Origin of the sequence: Candidatus Defluviilinea gracilis (assembly GCA_016716235.1) — a bacterium.
GTDB lineage: Bacteria > Chloroflexota > Anaerolineae > Anaerolineales > Villigracilaceae > Defluviilinea > Defluviilinea gracilis.
In genome coordinates, this window is record JADJWS010000001.1 from 1651900 (window position 1) to 1671132 (window position 19233).

19 protein-coding genes and 1 pseudogene are annotated in these 19233 nt (G+C 54.8%); 4 read left to right on the forward strand and 16 right to left on the reverse strand.

Going from position 1 to position 19233, the window contains the following annotated elements; all coding sequences use genetic code 11:
* Positions 1-58: 58 nt before the first annotated feature.
* The 15 genes and pseudogenes from IPM31_07740 to IPM31_07810 all read right to left on the reverse strand — a co-directional run bounded on the left by IPM31_07740 (position 59) and on the right by IPM31_07810 (position 12715).
* A complete protein-coding gene (locus IPM31_07740; GenBank protein ID MBK9006873.1) occupies positions 59-505 on the reverse strand; it encodes a glycine cleavage system protein H in 447 nt (148 codons plus the stop codon).
* Positions 506-576: 71 nt separating this feature from the next.
* Positions 577-1014: a glycine cleavage system protein GcvH gene (gene gcvH / locus IPM31_07745; GenBank protein MBK9006874.1), complete on the reverse strand. Its 438-nt coding sequence runs from the start codon at positions 1012-1014 to the stop codon at positions 577-579.
* Positions 1015-1082: 68 nt separating this feature from the next.
* Complete coding sequence (locus tag IPM31_07750; GenBank protein MBK9006875.1) at positions 1083-1424, reverse strand: hypothetical protein; 342 nt, start codon at positions 1422-1424, stop codon at positions 1083-1085.
* 9 nt (positions 1425-1433) lie between these two features.
* On the reverse strand, positions 1434-3518 hold the full coding sequence (locus IPM31_07755; protein MBK9006876.1) for a (Fe-S)-binding protein: 2085 nt from the start codon (positions 3516-3518) through the stop codon (positions 1434-1436).
* An 87-nt stretch (positions 3519-3605) separates the two neighbouring features.
* On the reverse strand, positions 3606-4544 hold the full coding sequence (locus tag IPM31_07760; GenBank protein MBK9006877.1) for an electron transfer flavoprotein subunit alpha/FixB family protein: 939 nt from the start codon (positions 4542-4544) through the stop codon (positions 3606-3608).
* 93 nt (positions 4545-4637) lie between these two features.
* Complete coding sequence (locus IPM31_07765; protein MBK9006878.1) at positions 4638-5393, reverse strand: electron transfer flavoprotein subunit beta/FixA family protein; 756 nt, start codon at positions 5391-5393, stop codon at positions 4638-4640.
* Positions 5394-5488: 95 nt separating this feature from the next.
* Entirely contained in the window at positions 5489-6769 is a 1281-nt protein-coding gene (locus IPM31_07770; GenBank protein ID MBK9006879.1) for a (Fe-S)-binding protein, read from the reverse strand.
* Between the two features lie 226 nt (positions 6770-6995).
* Positions 6996-7769, reverse strand: a complete 774-nt coding sequence (locus IPM31_07775) for a hypothetical protein (GenBank protein MBK9006880.1) — start codon at positions 7767-7769, stop codon at positions 6996-6998.
* A 29-nt stretch (positions 7770-7798) separates the two neighbouring features.
* On the reverse strand, positions 7799-8842 hold the full coding sequence (locus IPM31_07780) for a CoB--CoM heterodisulfide reductase iron-sulfur subunit A family protein (GenBank protein ID MBK9006881.1): 1044 nt from the start codon (positions 8840-8842) through the stop codon (positions 7799-7801).
* 85 nt (positions 8843-8927) lie between these two features.
* Entirely contained in the window at positions 8928-10148 is a 1221-nt protein-coding gene (locus IPM31_07785; protein MBK9006882.1) for a heterodisulfide reductase subunit B, read from the reverse strand.
* Positions 10149-10340: 192 nt separating this feature from the next.
* Positions 10341-11048: a 4Fe-4S dicluster domain-containing protein gene (locus IPM31_07790; GenBank protein MBK9006883.1), complete on the reverse strand. Its 708-nt coding sequence runs from the start codon at positions 11046-11048 to the stop codon at positions 10341-10343.
* Between the two features lie 69 nt (positions 11049-11117).
* Entirely contained in the window at positions 11118-11267 is a 150-nt protein-coding gene (locus IPM31_07795; GenBank protein MBK9006884.1) for a hypothetical protein, read from the reverse strand.
* Positions 11268-11352: 85 nt separating this feature from the next.
* Entirely contained in the window at positions 11353-11754 is a 402-nt protein-coding gene (locus IPM31_07800) for a DsrE family protein (GenBank protein ID MBK9006885.1), read from the reverse strand.
* Between the two features lie 122 nt (positions 11755-11876).
* Entirely contained in the window at positions 11877-12401 is a 525-nt protein-coding gene (locus tag IPM31_07805; GenBank protein ID MBK9006886.1) for a DsrE/DsrF/DrsH-like family protein, read from the reverse strand.
* A 73-nt stretch (positions 12402-12474) separates the two neighbouring features.
* Positions 12475-12715: pseudogene (locus IPM31_07810) on the reverse strand (sulfurtransferase TusA family protein).
* A 113-nt stretch (positions 12716-12828) separates the two neighbouring features.
* On the opposite strand from IPM31_07810, the gene IPM31_07815 reads away from it, so the two are divergent.
* Both IPM31_07815 and IPM31_07820 read left to right on the forward strand, forming a co-directional pair.
* Positions 12829-14577: a sensor histidine kinase gene (locus IPM31_07815; protein ID MBK9006887.1), complete on the forward strand. Its 1749-nt coding sequence runs from the start codon at positions 12829-12831 to the stop codon at positions 14575-14577.
* Entirely contained in the window at positions 14570-15214 is a 645-nt protein-coding gene (locus IPM31_07820; protein MBK9006888.1) for a response regulator transcription factor, read from the forward strand. The genes IPM31_07815 and IPM31_07820 overlap by 8 nt, the downstream gene beginning before the upstream one ends.
* A gap of 105 nt (positions 15215-15319) precedes the next feature.
* On the opposite strand, the gene IPM31_07825 is transcribed toward IPM31_07820, so the two are convergent.
* Positions 15320-17872, reverse strand: coding sequence for a tetratricopeptide repeat protein (locus tag IPM31_07825; protein MBK9006889.1), 2553 nt, complete (start codon positions 17870-17872; stop codon positions 15320-15322).
* A gap of 109 nt (positions 17873-17981) precedes the next feature.
* Between IPM31_07825 and IPM31_07830 the strand changes: the two genes are divergently transcribed.
* Both IPM31_07830 and IPM31_07835 read left to right on the forward strand, forming a co-directional pair.
* Positions 17982-18146, forward strand: a complete 165-nt coding sequence (locus IPM31_07830; GenBank protein ID MBK9006890.1) for a hypothetical protein — start codon at positions 17982-17984, stop codon at positions 18144-18146.
* 134 nt (positions 18147-18280) lie between these two features.
* A complete protein-coding gene (locus IPM31_07835; protein ID MBK9006891.1) occupies positions 18281-19219 on the forward strand; it encodes a hypothetical protein in 939 nt (312 codons plus the stop codon).
* Positions 19220-19233 lie beyond the last annotated feature (14 nt).

A 19233-nucleotide genomic window follows, 5' to 3' on the forward strand; every position in this document is an offset into this window, starting at 1 on the left:
CTTTTGATGGCAGGGTTGGTAAAAGGTACACAGGTAAACAAGTACACACGTACACAGTTCAATCAATGCACCTGAGGCAGTTGACTTTCAATTCCTTGATTCTCTCTTTATATTTCTCTGCCGCCGCTTCACCCGTGACGAGATGGCTGGATTCCGCTTCGAGATTCATTGGTCTCACCTTGACGAGCCAGCCCGTTGTGTACGGCTCTTTGTTGGCTAACAAAATATCTCTCGCAAAACCGCTTTCGTTCGTCTCGATGATCTCACACGAGAACGGCGCGGGGAACGGTCCCACCCACTTGGCGGATTCAATTGTCGCCAATGCCTTGCCCTGCTCCACCTTTTTTCCGACGCTCCGAAAACTAACTGCCGCAAATTTTCCGCAACGCGTCTGCGCCACGTCGGTCATGCCGAGAGTCGCAAAGTCGCCATCGAATCGAATCCACACATCGCGTTCGATGTCGTAGGTCAGGTCTTCGGGAATGTCGCAGGCGTAGAAGATCATGAGGTTGAAGGTCAAAGGTTGAAGGTTGCAGGTCAAACATTCAACTTGCAACCTTCAACCTTCCAACTCATTTACTCGAAATTCAAATTCTGCTCTTCCATAAATTTCCGATACGCTTCCGCCGCCGCCTCGCCCGTGACAAGTGAGCCTGATTCGCCCGCCCAATCCGTCGGCTTGAGTTTGACGAACCAGCCTTCGCCGTACGGGTCGGAGTTGATCAGCGACGGCTTCGCCTTGACCGCTTCGTTCACCTCGACGATCTCGCCCGTCACAGGCGACGTGACAGGACCCACCCATTTGCCGCTTTCCAAAGTCCCCGCGCTTTTGCCTTTCTGCACGGTGCGCCCCGTCTCTTTCGGCGTGACGTTGACGATTCCCTTCGCCAGATTCTGCGCCACGTCGGTGATGCCGATCCTCACCGTGCCGTCCGCTTCGAGCATTGCCCAACAATGTTTCTCCACCCAATAGAAGCGGTCTTCAGGGATGTTACATCCACGAACAGTTGCCATGTTGTGCCTCCGATGTTATTGCGTAGCCGACGTTCTCTAACGTCGGCGGCGGCGCAAGAGAGCGCCGCTTACGCATCAATTTGATGCTCACCTTGCAAATGATACAAAAGCAGATCAAAAACGACCATCCGAATCTCATGCTCATATTCTGACACAAAATTTGGATCGCGGCGCGCTTTCTTCGTGACCTGTTCATAACTCGCGCCGCACACGGGACAAGTGATCACATAAAACGTATGACCCGTGAATTCGTCCACGCGCACACCCAGCGTATCGCCGTGAGTCTCCGCAAGGTGATTATGGACTTCGGAACGCTTACCGCTAAACTCGCAATAGGGACACTTGAACATTTTGATCTTATCGGTGGTCGAGTAGCCGCGCTCTTGATTTTTGCGGCGTATCGAGACCACTCTTCTCTCTTAAACCGAAATGGATTCAGCCGCCACAGCCTCTTCCACGCCGACGCCTTCCGCCACCAGCTGGATAATATCGCGGACTTCGATCCTGCCTTCGTTGCCTGTAGTCTTGACCGCGTCGGAGTACATGATCATGTCCTTCGGACAGGTGACGATGAAGAGTTGAGTTTTGTCGCCTGCGCCTTCGCCAAACGTGGACAACGCCTCCTTGATTCGATTCTCTGCGGGACGTTCGCCAGGCGCGACCTTGCCCATCCATATCTGACCGCCGCCTGCGCCGCAACAGAACGAGTTCTCGCAGTTGCGCGGCATTTCGACGAATTCCACGCCGAGAAGTTCGAGCAGTTTGCGCGGAGCGGTGAATCCGCCGTTGTAGCGTCCGAGATAGCACGGGTCATGGAAGGTGACTTTGTAGTTCGCCAACTTATTCTTGACCGTGAGTTTGCCCTCTTCAATTAACTTGAGCAGGGTCACAGTGTAATGCTTCACTTCAAACGTCCCGCCGAATTGCGGATACTCGTTCTTGAGCGTGTTGAACGAATGCGGATCGGTCGTCACGATCTGTTTGAACTGCGCTTTGCCGAACGCTTCCATGTTCTGCTCGACCAACTGCTCGAACAAACCTTCCTCCCCCACGCGGCGGACATCGTTGCCCGCGTTGGATTCGCTTTGATAGAGAATGCCGAAGTCCAAGCCGCCTTGATGGAAGAGTTGTGCCACCAGTTTTGTGTTCGGGATGACGCGCTCATCGAACGAAGCCGTATCGCCGACAAACCACAAATGCTCAACGGGTTCCTCGGTCGCGTTCTTGACGGGGAACTGCATCTCCTTCGCCCAGCGTCCGCGCAGACGTTTGCCTTTGCTCATCCAGTTGCCGTTCGTCGCGAGAGATTGAAGCGCGTTCTGCACGCCGCTGTCAATTTCATAACCGTCAATCAACATGCGGCGGCGGATGTCCACAATGTCTGCCATCGGCTCATTGCCGACGGGACACACGCGGACGCAGGCGTAACAGGTTGTGCAAGACCAAACAGCCTCAGGGGAGATAACACTTTCCGTAAGCGGAAGCAGGAGTCGGTCGGGATGTGAACCGAAGGTCGCCTCCTTGAGAAGATAACGCTTGTTCACCTCCAATGCCGAAGGCGAAAGCGGTCTCCCGTAAAAATTCGCAGGGCAGACATCCTGACAACGATTGCATTGCACGCAGGCATACGAATCCAAAACGCGCTTCCACGAAAGATCGTGAATGTGTTTCGCGCCAGGATCGAACTTTTGTCCTTCGATCATCGTGAGCGGAATCGCAGGGTCGAGTTGACCGCGCGGATTTTGTTTTGCGAGTCCGAGATTGATGGGCGACATGAAAAAATGCGTGTGCTTACTGCGCGAAAGATACGGGATGATGAACATCACCCAGCCAATGCTGACCCACCACGCGACGTGAACGCCTGTTTCGGACGCGCCGAAAATGGAATTGAGAAAACTTGCGAACGGCATGAACGGATCGGCGCCGTCGGTGAGGCGATAGGCTTGACTCAACACGTGCGCGATGACGTGCATGACGACGAACACATCCACGATGAGAGAATCACGCGCCTGCCCGCCCGCTTTGACTTTCGGATTCAACAAAACATTTTCGCGATAGTTAAGCGCCTTGTCTTTGACGATGAAGCGGCGCGCGAAAAATACGGTGATGGCGATAAGCAGGAACACGCTCATCACGTCGGCGATGAGATTGAACGCGTTGACGAGTCCAGTTGGCGCGTTGGGGATGTGTTTGCCGCCGTAGACCAGATCGAAGCCAGGGACGAGTCCTTCGAGCGCGTCGAACAGATTCACGAACGCATACGTGATGAGACCGAAGAACAATCCCATGTGGATCGCGCTGAGACCTTTGCGCGCCTTGAAGATCGTGCGCTGGAACAAAACGGTAATCGCCGCTTTGACCAGGCTCAGCGGAACATTCTTCAACTCAGGCGCGGGGCGTCCCTTGCGGATCGAGTCGATGATGACTTTGAATCCATGAAACGTAAACCCTGCCGAAATCAACGCCAGCGCAATGAAGATGATTTTTTCAATCAGTGTCAGCAACGTACCCTCCCAGAAAAGAGATTAGATGATTAGAGATTAGATAAGTAGTGAAACTCAACTACTCTCTAATCTCTATTCTCTACTCATCTAAAGTAGTTCCACCATCGCCTCAGCCACTTCAAACAGATCCGCTGTCGCGCCGTAATGCGCCACGTTGAAGATCGGCGCCTTCTTATCGGTGTTGACCGCGATGATCAACTCCGCGCTCTGCATGCCTTCGAGATGTTCAGGCGCGCCAGAGATACCGAGCATGAGATACAACTTCGGCTTGACCTTGAGTCCCGATTTGCCGACCTGCCGCGTGCGCGGCAACCAGCCCGCATCCACAACGGGACGCGAAGCCGACACCGCCGCGCCTAACTTCTGCGCGAGTTCCTCTGCCAACTCCACATTTTCTTTTCCGCCGATGCCGCGCCCGATCGAAACCAGTTTCGTTTGCGACGTAATGTCCACATCGCCGCCAGCGGGTTTGGTCGCCTCCACAAATTTCACTTTCAACGAACTCAGATCAACGGGCGAAGCTATCGCCGACGCCGCCGTCGAACCCTGCCCCGCTTCCACAGGGAACGAACCCGCCAGGCACGCCGCGATCGCCATGCCGCCTTCGGGCGCGACCTCCGCCGTCAACTTTCCGCCGTACGCCGCGCAACTCATCGTCAGATCCGCGCCGATATTTTTGACATACGCCGCACACGCCACACCCAGCCGCGCCGACAACCACGCCGCCATGTCCATGCCCGTCACCGTCCAGCCGAACATCACCAGCTTCGGCGATCTTTCTTTGACCAGCGCTTCAACAACTTTCCCATACGCTTCGGGATTGAAATGACTCAACGCCGCGTCGTCAATGTGGATCGTCGAATCGGACGCGAACACGTTGGATGCGATTCCGCTTCCCACCACGACGGCAACTGCCTGCCCGCCCCAAGCCTTCGCCAACTCTTTGGCTTTTCCCACCAACTCAAACGACACATCCGAAAATTTTCCGTCCATATGTTCGGTGATTACAAGAATGTCATTGCTCATGTTATCTCCTTCGGAGAGAGAATAGATAATTAGATAATTAGAGATTAGTCGTCTTCACTACTCACTATTCTCTACTCTCTAATCTCTGCTCTTCTACGCCAATCCCTTACTCTTCAACAACTCCACGATCTTCGCCGCCACTTCCTTCGACGAACCTTCGATCATCTCGGCATGACCCGTCGCCACAGGCGGAGCCATCTTCTTAAACGCGAGTCCCGATGAAGCCTCACCCGTCGGCGCGATCTTCTCCACCGTGGCAGTCTGCGCCATTTGGCGGACCTTGCTCACGGGCGCATAACGCGGCGGCTTCGGCGCGGACTGCACCCCCGCCACGAATGGAAGCGTGATCGAGTACTTCATCCCCACACCGCCAGGGAATTCCTTCGAGACCGTCGCCGCGCTTCCAGAGACTTCGATCGCGCTCGTCCCGCCGATGTAGGGCATGTCGAGATACGCCGCGATCATCGCGCCGATCTGCCCGTCAATATCGTTCGACGCCTGCACGCCCGCGAAGACCATATCCGCGCCCATGCCTTTGACCGCTTCCGCCAGCCATTTGGCTTGCGTATGCGAATCTGCGGCGGGATCGTCAGCGGTGATCTTTGCCACTTTATCGGCGCCCTTTGCCAGCGCGAGATGAAGCGCATTGTCCAACTCCCCGATCAAGTCCACGCCGATCACGGTCACCGTCCCGCCGACGGCTTCCTTGATCAACACCGCCTGCTCGATGGAATGTTCGTCCCATTCATTGAGGACAAAATCCACCGAGTCGAAATCCACGTTATTGCCTTTGACGGGCAGGTCATCGGCAATGCTGGGGATGTGTTTGATGGCTACAACTATGTTCATGAAAATCACTCTCCTATGATTGAGTTACAAATTCACGTCGAAAGTCGAAGGTCAAAGGTCGAATGACTTTCGACTTTTGACCTTCGACGAATTGATCACTCACCCCTCATCGCCCTATCCAACAACTCCAAAATATCCAGCACATCCACATGCTCATTGCCCGTGGACTTGACCGCATCCGTGAAGCGCGAGACTTCGAAGGGACAAGCGACTGCCAGCACGTTCGCGCCCGTGGACGCGGCTTCCATCGCGCGTTTTTCCGAGAGACGCATGGTGGTGTGCTTGGCGGTGAACGAGTCCATCCACATGCCGCCGCCGCCCCCGCCGCAACAGTAACCGTTTTCGCGGTTGCGTCCCATCTCGACCAGTTCCACGCCAGGGATGGCTTCCAGCAGTTGACGCGGCGCTTCGTATTCGCCGTTGTGACGTCCGAGATAGCAGGGATCGTGATAGGTAATCTTCTTATTGACGGGGTGCTTCAACATCGGCTTGAGTTGATCGAGATAACGAACGAGGAAAGTTGTGTAATGAAGCACGGGGCGCTCGAAACCATATTTCGGATACACGTTCTTGAACGCATTGAGTTCGTGAGGTCCCGTGACGACCAATTCCTTCCACTCGTACTTATTGAAGGTCTCGATGTTGTACTCGGTCATCATCTCGAACAGACCCTTCTCGCCAGCCAAACGCTGGGAGTCGGCGTCGTCTTTTTCTTCTTTGCCTAAAATTGCAAAATCAATTCCCAACGCGTTGAAGATTCTCGCTGCCGCCGATGCCGCGTCAATGCCGCGCGGATGATACGAAGGATACGAGCCGACATACCAAAGCACATCCACAGGACGCGCCGCATCTTTGATGATCGGCACAGGCACGCCCGCATTTTGAATCCACGCATCGCGCTTGCGTTGAGGTTGTCCAAGCGGATTGCCGCTCTTGGCGGTGTTCTCGAATGCCTGCTGTAATTCGGGCGGGACAAATTTTCCGTCAAGGATCGCCTGTTCGCGCGCGGCGGGCATGATCTTGACCATGTTCACTTCTTTGGGACACACGCGCAGACAATTCGCGCACGTCGTGCAAAGCCAGAGTTCGGGCGCTTCGGTCAAGTCCATGCCTGTTTGGGCGTAGCGATACAACTTGCGCGGACCGTAATTCCCGACCACATCTACAGGGCAGACGGCAACGCACTTGGCGCATTGATAACAATTCGCAAACGACTCCGCGTTCGGGATGTCCGCGATCTTCTCGATCAGCTCGGGTGTGTACTCGGTGATGACCCGCTGTTCAAACATGCGGTTCCAATGTCCCGAAACGTCAATACCGTCTACGATGACGTTTTCTCTTTCTATCGCTTTTGCTTTTTCATACTTAGGTGCCATGAAGACTCCTGGTTCGTGGTAATTGGAGATTGGAGACTGGAGATTAGTTGTTTGCGCCACAGTGTCCGTGATTTACCGTGCAACTCAGACATATTTAACGTCCGCTTGAGACGAGGCAGGGATTTTCCCGTCGAATCAACGTTATTCGCAACCACAATCTCCACAGCGACTCACCAATCTCCAATCTCTAGTCTCTAATTCTCTAGTTCTCTAGTTCTCTAATCCTCTAATCTCTTGCCTTCCTCAATCCCAACAACCTCCGCGCCATATTCGGCAGGGACGGCAGCAGCCCGTTGAAGTCGCGGCTCAAACGCCAACTGGTCGAGCCATACATGTAAACGCCATAGGCACACGCCAGAAAAGCGCTGTTCGCAAAGGGAGCGCATCTCTCATCGCTGGTCAATTCTTCAGACCACAAGCCTGTCCCTTCGCCGAATTTGATACTCATCGCGCTGACCGCTCCCACACGGGCGTAGCCGTCCGCGAGATTCTCCGCGAGTAAGTTGTGCGTGCTTCCCGCCAGCAGCGGCAGAATCCCTGTGCCGACGGTCGGATCCCACAGCCAGCGAGTCCACAGCCAGTGTTCATTTGGATTTGTATTGTGTAAAAGTCCAGTAGCGAGTTCGAGCGCGAGACGAGTATCGAGCGCGCTCAACTTTTCAACGAAGGATGCAACTCGAACGGGAGTTGGCGATTCGCCGTTTAGTAATTGCTGGACGAGCGAGTAATCGCCTTGCATAAAGTAATTAGTAATTGTTCGCGCGTTCGCTTTTGTGTGCGCGACAGCGGAAGCGACGTCAGCGAAGGAAGATGTCAACGAAGCAGAGTCAAGCCGAAGGTCGGAAAAGAGGCGGGCGTGACGTTCCGCCAATTCATCCGCAATCGCGATCACATCTTCAGGCGATACTTGCGCGAGCGCATCCTGCAAATTTGTTTGCAGTTCGGGATCATCAGGTCCCGTCTTTTGCTTGATGATGTGACTCTGTCGTTGAGGGAGCATGATTTTAGTACCGCAAAATTAATTTTGCGCTACGCCCTCACCAACGCCATCGCGCGCGCCGCCGCAAGACCAGCGGATGAAATCGAGTCGTTCAGATCGGCGGGGCCCGCCGCCGCGCCCGCGACAAAAATTCCAGGGACGGATGTGGCGACCGTATCGAGTCCGCCCGCGCCGCCCGCTTCGATGAAGCCGTATTTATTTTGCTGAACACCCATCAACTGCGAAATGGCGCGCGTGCCTGCGCTCGGCTCCATGCCGACCGACAACACGACCATATCCATCGTCACTTCCATCGGGCGGCTCATCGTTGTGTCTTCGCCGCGAATCAAAAGTTGATCGCCCTTCTTCAACACTTCGCTGATGACGCCCTTCACATAATTGACTTTATATTTTTCCTGCGCAGGCCAGTAAATTTCATTTTCCCAATACCCATACATGCGCATGTCAATGTAAAAGATCATCACTTTGCTGTCGGGCAATTGCTCGCGCAACTCGATGGCTTGTTTGCTTGCAATGCCGCAGCAAACTTTCGAACAATATTCGTTTCCAATTTGCCTGTCGCGCGAACCGACGCATTGAATGAACGCGATCTTCTTCGGCGCTTCGCCGTTCGACGGACGCACGACCTTGTGTTCCTTCAACATTTTTTCGAGATCGGTCAGCGTGATGACATCGGGGAACGAATAATAATTGTAGTATTGCGTCGCGCGGCCTGGATCGAAATGCTGGAAGCCCGTGGCGATGATGACCGATCCAACATTGAGCGACTCGGCAACCCCGCCCGCTTCGATCTCGACGGTGAAGTTGCCAGCGCTCCCCGACATTCCCTTCACTTCGGCTTGATACTTCACCTGCACATTGGCGTGACTCGTGACCGACGCGGCAAGTTCCGCCATCGCTTCCGACGCGTCGCGCCAATGATGAGTCAACTTGGCGTAAGACTCACGGTCGGGCGTGCCGCCGAGACGTTCGCGCTTTTCGATGAGTATCGCTTCCCCGCCGAGTTCAGCCACAGACCGCGCCGCTTCCAGTCCCGCTGGTCCCCCGCCGATGACCAAGACTTTGTTTGACATGTGTGTTCCTCCTATTTATCTTGCGTAGTTGGCGTTCTCTTACGCCAACGTGGACGCTAGAGAGCATCCACTACCCAAATCATTGTTACGCCGTCAAATGAATGGGTTGATCCGCATCCTGCCACGTGATCCCAGATTTCGTCCCCGCGCGGATCGCGTCGAGGTCAGCCTGAAATTCATCCCAATATTTCTGCCAGTTGATTCCGAGTTTCTCCATTAACGGCCGCCAATCCGTCGAGTGCCAGTGGAACTGCACCACGCGGAAGGGATGCGCGCCCATCGCCAGCGCCGCAACCTGCGCGTCGGATAACACAGGGATGCCAACTTTGCGGTCATGCGCTTTCGCGGCGAATTGACTCTTATCGAGCGTGGTCACACAACCTGTATCGTGAGTCACGGTCAGGTCGGGGTTGACTTCATTCTTCATTGTTTCGATCTTGCGAAGCACAGCGAAGGAACGCGTGAAATCACGTTGAACGAGAACGTGACGAAAACCAAAGCCGCAACAATCGAACCACGTCGAATAGTCCGCGACGTGGATGCCGAGAGACTCAAGCATGGCAGTGACAACAGCAGTGCGCTGTCCGCCGTAAATTTCTGGATCATAGATCGCATCTTCGGCTACGATCTTGTAGTAGTGACAGGCAGGATGAACCGTTGCTGTGATCGGACTCATGTCCACGAGCTGGCGTTCCTTGAAGCGGTCGCGCATGGCATAGACCCACTCGCTGTAATGGACGATCTCTTCGGGGATGACCAGCGGTTTGCCCATCTTATCGAGGATGCGGCGGACTTCATCGCGCAGTTCTTTGTGATGGACGAGTTGCTCGCGGATCTCCTTGTAATGTCCAAACGACGTGCCGCAGTGGATCAACGGAAAGTATCCCGTCTCATAGGCGGCGGCGAAGTTGCGGCTCATCACCGCGGCTTGTCCCACCGCGTTGGAGGCGGCGGAGGCGTAATAGTTCCAGCCCGTGCAGGAGGTCTGGTCGGTGGGATCGTGATAATCCAGATTGAACTGACGATGAAGCCACAGGATTGATGAAGCATAGCCTGGGATGTGTCCGCAGTGACCGCAGGATTTGTGATGCCAGGTATGCTCGATGGGAATCTTTTTCATCCGTCCATACTTTGTGGGGAACTCGATATAGTCGCCTTTCATCCTTTGCAGGACGATCTCGCCCTTCGCTTCGAGTTCCAGCAGGCGGTCGTGCATATCGTCGGTCGGCGCGACCGTTGCGTCGCGAATTACAGGATGCGATTTTCGTTCGAGGATCTGTTCGACGGTGGTTAGTTCGGTCATCATGATTCTCCAATTTCATTCCATCTCGGTGGTCGAGTAGCCCCGAATGCTTTTTGAGGGGCGTATCGAGACCACCAGTTACCAGAAATAAACCAATAACAAATATACTTTGCTTACTTGTGGTCTCGGTACGACGGCGGAGGAAAGTTGATTTGCAAAGACGAAACGATTTCCGCCGTCTACTCGACCACCGAACTATCCTTCTTCCAATTCTTCCTGCATCACTTCAACCAACAGATCATACAAACTTTCATCCAACTCTTTGATGATGTCCATGTTGCCCGACTCGAACCAGATCGTATACAGCTCGAGCAGAGTCTTTCGATCCGTGCGCCAGGCGACATCGGTCAGACCGCGGATCGAATCCATGGGAATGGCTTTGCGCCAGACGTGCATGTTCTGGGAAAAATTTGTTACCCACGGACCCCAATCGGGAAAGAAATCGGGCTGGAGCATATCAGGCGAGACTTGATTCCCTTTGAGCATGACTTTGTAAATGACGCGGCTGTAGCCTTGCAGGGCATCCTTTGATTCTTGTAATCCATTTTTGAGAGAAACTTCGCGCAAAATCGTGACCAATCCCCCAGGGTTGTTCTGCCGCGGACAGCGCACGCACGAGAAACACTGCGCGCAGTTCCAAATATCCTCGGTGAGAATGTCGTACACGCGTTCGACATCTTCGCGCGCGATTGCCTGCGCGATCACACGCGGGCTAAAGTCATAGAACCGCGCCGAGGGGCAGGTCGAAACGCAAATGCCGCACTCGTAACAGCCGTAGAGAAAGTCCGAGTAGCGCACGTCATTTTTGACTTCGAGAAAGAGTTTCTCCTTCTCTGCATACGTCGCCTCGGGGTGACGGTCTACCGCCTTGCCTGGATTCCAATTTTCAAGAGTGGTTGGCATAGAAACTCCACGAAGTACCGCAACATTCATGTTGCGAAGGCGCAAGACAAATCTTGCGGCGCAGCGCCGCTAAGATTTTTCCTGCTTCACCGCTTCCAGCAGATCATCCCATTTCGGGACGCCCACAAACCGCGTCTCATTGACAAACACCGTCGGCACCGACATCACATTCAACGACTTGGCGATCGCGCGTCCGTTCGCGGTTGCCAGACTGACCACTCATCCCCTACGCACTGAGCAGGGCAGCACAAACTCGATCTATCCGCTATTTTGCGTGGCGCGCAAGATGAATCTTGCGTTACGCCTAAAACCCGATCACCGCATCCGCATCGCACGCCATGTCGTTGAACGCCGCGCCGCCGATCATCTCCACGCCTTCGATCATATCGTCCATGGTGTAGCCGTGCAGGTCAAGCGAAGGCTGGCAGACGAGAAAACGCACGCCGATTTCCGCCGCCTGTTCGATGAAGAATTTCAACTCTTTGCCGCCGCCTCCCTTGCGCGGGATGATGATCTTGTCGCCGTTGTCCTTCGCCACGCACTGCGGACCGTTCATGGTGAAGTAAATGCACACTTCATTGTCCATCGCCGCGCCCGCCGTGGCAAGAAAGAAGGGAGTCGCCGTCCGTTCAGGATCAGCCTCCCCGTGAGTCTGAACGTAGAGGATCTTTTTCACATCGGGGTCGTTCGTCTTCCAGACGCTCATGGTTGAGATTTCTCCAAAACATATCAAGCGTAGGGCGCATTCTCTCTCTGGCGCCGCCCGCCAAGGCAGGTGTACGCGCCCGATCCATCAGAGAACGGACGTTAGAGAACGTCCGTTGCGCATCAAATGAACAACTGCACGTCCGCGTCCGCCGCGTATTCAAGGAAGGTTGCCGCGCCGCCGATCTCGCACTCCTTGATGAAGTCCTCGCGCTTGAAGCCAAAGACGTCCATCGTCATCTGACAGCCGATCATGCGCACGTCGAGATCAATGCACATATCGCGCAGTTCGGGAATGGAAGCGACGCCCTTGTTTTTGAAGGTCTGCTTCATTAATGTGGTTGCCAGCGCTTCGAAGCCAGGCACATTTGCCATCAGAATGTTCGGCATGGGCCAGGCGACATTTTGGAAACCTTCGGGACCAAACGGCATCTTCATCGGCATGGCGGGGTTGCCCAATGGCGAGACGGCAGCCGTGAGGTCCGGCTTGAGAAGCGTCAGCCCATAGAAGGTGAAGAAGATACCTACCTCCCAACCCATCGCGCCTGCCGCACTTGCGAGAATGAACGGGGGGTAAGCCCAGTCTAAGGTCCCTTTTGAAGCGATGAGGGCGAGTCGCTTCGGGGCGTTCGGATCGGATTTCGACATGTCAGCCTCCTTTGGCTTTCATCTAGGTAAAATGTGTAGCGGGCGTGAGAGAACGCCCGCGCAAGCCTCAAGGTTATTTCATTCGTTTGATGTAGAAAACAAACTTGCCGTCCTCTTGCATCGAGCGCAGTAATTCATTCCCCGTCTGACGGCTCCATGCTCTCCATATCGGGCGGCGCGCCCGGGTCGGTGGCGATCATCTTCAATACCTGTCCTACCTCCATCGCCTTGATCGCCTTGGATGTTTTCACCACAGGAATAGGGCAAAGCATCCCTGAACAGTCGAGAACTTGATCTTCTTTAATCACATCCATTGCAGTCTCCTTGATTGCCACGATGATAACCTCGCCGGCGGCTTCGCGCCATCCCGTTAACGAGTGAGCCACGCCTCCCCCGCGCGGGGGATTGAGAATATAATCTCCATATCATGGCAAAGATTAAGATGCTCTTCCACTCGTACCGCATCTTCCCGTTCCTCGTGTTCTTTCGCTGGGTTTCGCTCATCCCCGCGCTGCTGATCCTAATTCAAAGAAGAGGGAGCGAGTCGCATTCCGTCTTTTCACCACTATGGACTTTTCTATTGGTTGTCCTTGTCAATCTGATCATCACCCTCTTTAATCGTTCGCTAAACAGGCTTGTCACAGAGCAACCGTTCGTCATAGGCATTGATCTGATTTTCTGCGCTCTCGTTCTGGCAATCAGCGGCGGCTCGCGTAGTCCCTATTATTTATACACACTCAGCCCGTTGTTGGCAGGCGCATTCTTTTTTCAGGTGCGCGGGGCGCTCGGAGCGGCGGCATCCTTTACGCCTCTCTATTTTGCCGCCGATGCCATTACACGCCGCCTAACCGACTCGGGACCTCCTGAAAGCGTTACGCTCATCACGCAACTGGCAGGCATCTGGTTGATCCCGGCTTTGTTTGCCTATCCAGCAGTTTTACTCAGCGAGGTAGATCGTGCCTGCGACGAACTATCCGCCGCGCGCGATGAACTTGCGGAAAAGCATGAAAACCTTGCCATTGCTCACCGCCAATTAAAGGTCATTCACGACCTGACCGTTCTGCTTCAAGCCGCGCCCGATTTGATCTCTGTGCAGCAACGAGTGCTTGGCGCGGTGACAACCGGATTAGGCTTCCGTAGAGCGGTTGTTAGCGTGGTTGACCCTGCTCGCGAAGAAATGGGTGGCTGGATGCTATATCCCGTTAATTCATCCTTTCCATCCATTGATCCCCTCCCGCTCAAATCAGAAAACGGCGAGATCTTCAAGGCGTTGTTGGATCGAAAATCGTTTACAACGGGAACAAGCGGCGAAATACTCATCAACCAAATTGCGCTGAATTCTTGGCTGAAAACCTGTCAATGGTACGTTTACCCTCTTTCACTTCGCGAACATGCGGTTGGGATTTTACTGGTGGAACTGGAAAAGGGGACGGAATTGACGCGCCAACGCGAAGAGGCCATCACCATGGTTGCGAATCAGGCCGCTCTTGCGCTTGGTACTACCATCTTGTGCATCGACCGCGCCCGGCGCCTCGCCGTCGAGACCGAACGCAACCGCATCGCGCGCGATATCCATGATACGGTCGCGCAATCGCTCTTCGGCATCATCTATTCGCTCGACGCGTGCGTAACCATGCTTCCGCAGAAAGCGGACGATGTAAAAAAGGAACTAATCGAGTTGCGCGCGCTGGCAAACAGCGCGCATGAAGAAGTGCGTCGTTCCATCTTTAACTTGTGGCCCTCTGCATTGACCATTGAATTGTTCATGGCTGACCTTTCGAACTACATCAGCAGTTGCTGTCGTCCGCGTTCGTTCAGCATCATCTTCAACCATCACGGCGATTTCAATTCCCTGCCCTCGGGCTTGCGCCGCGCGATCTATCGAATGGCGCAGGAGGCTTTGGCAAATTCTGCGCGGTATTCAGGGGCAGACTCGGCGCGTCTATGCCTGACCATTGCCGGCCGCGAAGTGTTCCTCGATATTTCTGATCAAGGCAAAGGCTTTGACCCGACCGTAGCATTGTCGCGCAGTCAGAGCCGCGAACATTTTGGCTTGCAAGGCATGCAAGAGCGAGCCCGCGCGTTAGGCGGCGACTGCGAGATCGCCAGCCAGACAAACAATGGCGCGCGCATCATGATCAACCTGCCCATCAACGGAGATGATCAGCATGCCTGACTCGATCCGCATCCTCATTGTGGACGATCACGCCGTCGTCCGCAAAGGGTTGGCGATGGTTCTTCGTTTGGAACCAGATCTGGATGTGGTGGGCGATGCGGAGAACGGACGAGTCGGCTTGGAAACCGCGCTAAGCCTCCATCCTGATATCGCTCTTGTGGATCTGGTCATGCCTGAAATGGATGGGCAGGCGATGGCGCTCGCGTTGCGAAAATCGGATCCACAAATAAAGATCATGATGTTGACCGGTACAGAAGTGGATGACCGCGTGTTCGACCTCCTCTCTGTTGGCATCGAAGGCTACGTGTTCAAAAATATCGAACCTGCCGAACTGGTGCGCGCCATCCATGCGGTGGTAAATGGAGAGGCATACTTGCATCCTGCTGTCATGAAAAAAGTGTTGGGGAAAATTCAACCGCAGATCGCGCCGTTTCTTTTGCTTACACCGCGCGAAATGGAAATCCTTGATTGGATGGCGACCCCCAACACGTATAAGCAAATCGCTGTTCAATTGGGCGTCAGCGAGGAAACGGTGCGTAGTCATGCCAAGAATATCCTCGAGAAGATGAAACAGCCCAACCGGACCCAGGCGGTACTTTCCGCTATGAAAATGAAGTTGATCAAGTTGAACGGGTAATACTAGATACTTACCCTGCTGCCCGCTTCGGACGAACACGAAGCGTGCAACGCCTCCGCCAAATGCGCGGACTGGATCGCCGCTTTAGGAATTTTTTTCGCGCAATCACTTCAAGATCGCATTCACCGTATCATCCAACGACAGCGCGTTCGCAGAGACGCGCTGTTTTTGTTTCGCGCGCAGCTCCCGCGCGCGTTGACGGGTTTCCTGAGTCGCTGCGGGGTGATTCAGGATGAGGGTCAGCCACCCAGCCGCAACGCTTGTGTCGAGCCGCGTCGAGACATCGGGAGAGAGGCGGGATTCGAGTTGGGCGAGTCCCGCGAGGTTCAGCAGCATCAGCGGGGCGGAGTTGATTCGGCGCGCGTGTCGCAGTGAGTCCAGGTAAATTGTTTTCGCTTCGGTTTCATCGCCTGAGAGCAGGGTCGCATCGGCGAGATAGGTGAGGGTGATGGAAATGTCCCAGCCTTCGAAGTATTCGCCGAAGACCTCGAGACTCTTTTGGAAGCAATCGCGCGCTTCGTCGTATTGACCGTCGGCGAGCATGGCGAGGCCGAGATAACGATGCGCCGTGCCTTTGCCCCAGCGGTTTTGCGTCTGCTCGCACAGGGCGATGCTCTCGCGCATGGATGCTTTCGCTTCTTCATATTTTTTGAGCGCGATCTGCGTATCTACAAGAAAGTTCAAGCCGAGCGAAATGGAATGTGGGTCGCCGATTTTGCGGAAGAGCGCGAGACCTTCGATCATTTGATCGTAGCCCTTTTGACAATCGCCCATCAAACTGTCCACGTGACCGAGATTGTAAATGCCATAGGCGGTGAACCAGTCGTCTTTTATCGCGCGGGCGTAAGCCAGTCCCTCGACGATCTGCGCTTTGGCTTCGAGATAATCGCCGTTGAGATGTTTGAGCGCGCCGCTGAAAATGAGCGCGTCGGCGAGGATGGATTGCGCGTCCACTGAACGAAGAAGGTCAATACCCTGATCATAATGTCCCTGCGCTTGCGCGAATTGCCCGCTGCGGAAATACAGCAAGCCCTGTTGCACATAACACGCGCCGAGAGTCCTGATGGCTTGCGCGCCGCGTTCCTGTTCGTTCAGCGCCTTAGCGAGCAGCGCCAGTTGCGTGATGCCGTCGCGGATCATGCCTGAGACTTCGTAATACCAGCCAAAGGCGCGGACGGATCTCCCAAGCGTTTCAAACTTTTTATTGTTGACGCCCCACTCCCATGCGGCGCGCAGGTTATCCAACTCGGCGGTCATTTCGCGCATGGAGATTTGTTGTAACGCGCTTTTCAATTTCGATTCATATTCGGCGGCAAAATTTAAATAGAAGTCGCTGTGACGATCGCAGGTCTGGCAGCAACACGGCTCGGCTTCTTCGAGATGGGAATAGGCATATTGACGAATCGCTTCGTGCAGACTGTATCGTCCCGACTCATCCCGCATCACCAGCGACTTTGAGACGAGCGACGACAACTGAGGCAGATTCGCCCCCGCGACTTTTTCCGCCGCAGTTCGGTCGAAGCCGCCGTGAAAGATGGAGAGTCGGCTGAGCGCGTCGCGCTCCGCATCGGAGATGAGCCGCCATGAATGGTCGAAGGAGGCTCGTAAGGAGCGATGCCGTTCGGGGATGTTGCGCATGGACGTGGCGAGGAAATCCATGTTCGATTCGATCTCGCGGGCGATCTCCGCGCAGGCGAGCATGCCCGTCCATGCCGCGGCGAGTTCGAGCGCGAGCGGAATCCCCTCCAGCAGTTGGCAGATGCGGAAGAGCGCGGGCTTGTCCGCGTCGGTCAATTGGAATTTGGGGTTGATGCGCCGCGCCGAGTTGACGAACAACGCGGGCGCGCTGTACTCTTCCATTTGATCGAGGTGTTCCAGCGGCGGCACGGGCAAGCCGCGCAGGTCGAACATCCACTCGCCTTGCAGGTTGAGCCGTTCGCGCGAGGTGCAAAGAATTTTGATCGTTGCAAATCGCTGGAGAATCTCGGCGATTAAATCTGTCGCAACGGATGACTCTCCCAGCAGGTGTTCGAGATTATCCAACGCCAGCAACGCTGGTTGATTCGCCGTCCGCGCGAGGTGATTGAATAATTGTTCCTTCGTGTCGAGCGGTCCTGAAAATGAAAAGGAGAACGCGTCGGCAATCGCGGGGATGATCAGGTCGGGGGTTTTGATGGAAGCCAGCGCCACGTAATAGACTCCGCCTGGGAATGAATCGCGCTGACGGATCGCAAACTCGATCCCAAGCCGCGTCTTGCCGATTCCACCTTGACCAGTGAGGCTGACGAGGCGGCATTCGGGATTCGCCAGCAGGTGACGGATTCCGTCGAGTTCGGATTCGCGTCCGATCAACGGCGTGGGCGGGATGGGGACGTTCGTTTTTGGGGGCGGGGAAAGGATCGGGGAAACAGAAGCCAGCCCAACGTCAGATTTGAGGCGGCGGGCGATCCGCAAAAAAGTTTCGCGCTCGTTCGTCGGAATCTCCAGCGCGTCTGCCAGCAACTCCGCGATCTGCATCGAGGGGCGGCGTTCTTCCGATTCGATTTTTTCGATGGTGGCGAGCGAGCATCCGACGCGGTCTGCCAGGGCGCTCTGCGTGAGGTCGAGCGCTTTGCGGCGTTTCTTTAGCCAGAGACCGAAGGGCAGGTCTTCGCTCATATGAGCATTTTAATTTATTTTGGGATTTTGTACGGCTTTTTGTACGGGCAACTCTGACCAAACGAGATAGGGAGAATGCTTTAATGCGAGTATGGCAAAGGAGAATCTCATGGCTAAAAATATCACCAAGATCGCATTGAAAGGCGTTGCGCTTGCGATGGGCGTTGCCGTCATTGTAATGTCCACGCTCAAGACGCTGGATGTCAACACGAGCGTGTCCATGCTCGGCATGGGACTCGCCGCGCTGGCGCTCGTGAGTTTGCAGGACAACTGACTTAAACACAAAGGGCACCAAGGGTCACGAAGGGTTGTCCTGAGCCTATCGAAAGCTAAACAGATTCAATCCCTTTGTGTACTTCGTGTCCTTCGTGGTTGAAGAGAATTTTTACAGAACCAAAAGGAGTACCCATGAAAACCATCTCGCTCGAATCGACGCCCGTCGCAAAAACATCTTCATTCAAATCGTTGCTGGCTGTGTTCTTTCAATGGCTTGGCGCGTCCGTCGGCTTCATCGCCAGCATGATCATTGCGGACATGCTTTCTCCGCTCCCCGCGTTCATCATGCAGGAGATTCCCGAATCAGGATTCATGCCGCAGGGCGCGGCGATGCTCTTCACTGGCGCTGTCATCGCGGCTGTCCTGTTGTGGGCGGCACGGCGTTCCAGCCTAAAGAGATTTGCGCTTTTCGGTCAATTGTTCGTCCTCTTGTTCGGCGCGCAAACTTTCCAGACGCAAATCGAGACGGGTTATTTCATCTCCGCCTTTCCGCTTTTGCACGGCAACTTTGAGTTGTATCACATCATCCTGCGCGGCGCGATCTCGTCCGCTCTCTTCGTCCTTTTGCTCGTTTGGATGACGGGCGGATTCTCGCGCAAGGAACGCGCTTCAACAAACTTCACCGTCGTTGCGGATAAGACAGTCAAGGCAGGCGCGTGGCTGGCAGGGATTTACTTCATCATTTACCTGCTGTTCGGATATTACGTCGCATGGCAGTCGCAGGAACTGCGCCTCTTCTACGGAGGTCCCGCCGAGTTGAATTCCTTTTCGAATCAGATTCTGACTACGTTGATGTCGAAGCCTGAGATGCCCTTCTTCCAATATGCCCGCGGCTTTGTCTGGATTTTGTGCCTGATTCCGCTCTTCAAAGGTTTCTCTGGCGGACGCGTGGAACTGGTCGCGCTTTCCGCGTTCGCGCTCGCATTGCTTCCCACCGCGCAGTTGTCGTTTGCCAATCCGCTCATGCCTGCGGAAATTAGCCTGTCTCACTTTTGGGAGACTTCGATCTCCACTGGAATCTTCGGCGCGTTGTGCGCGTGGTTCGTGCCGACCCAGATAGGCGGACGTTAGAGAACGCCCACTAC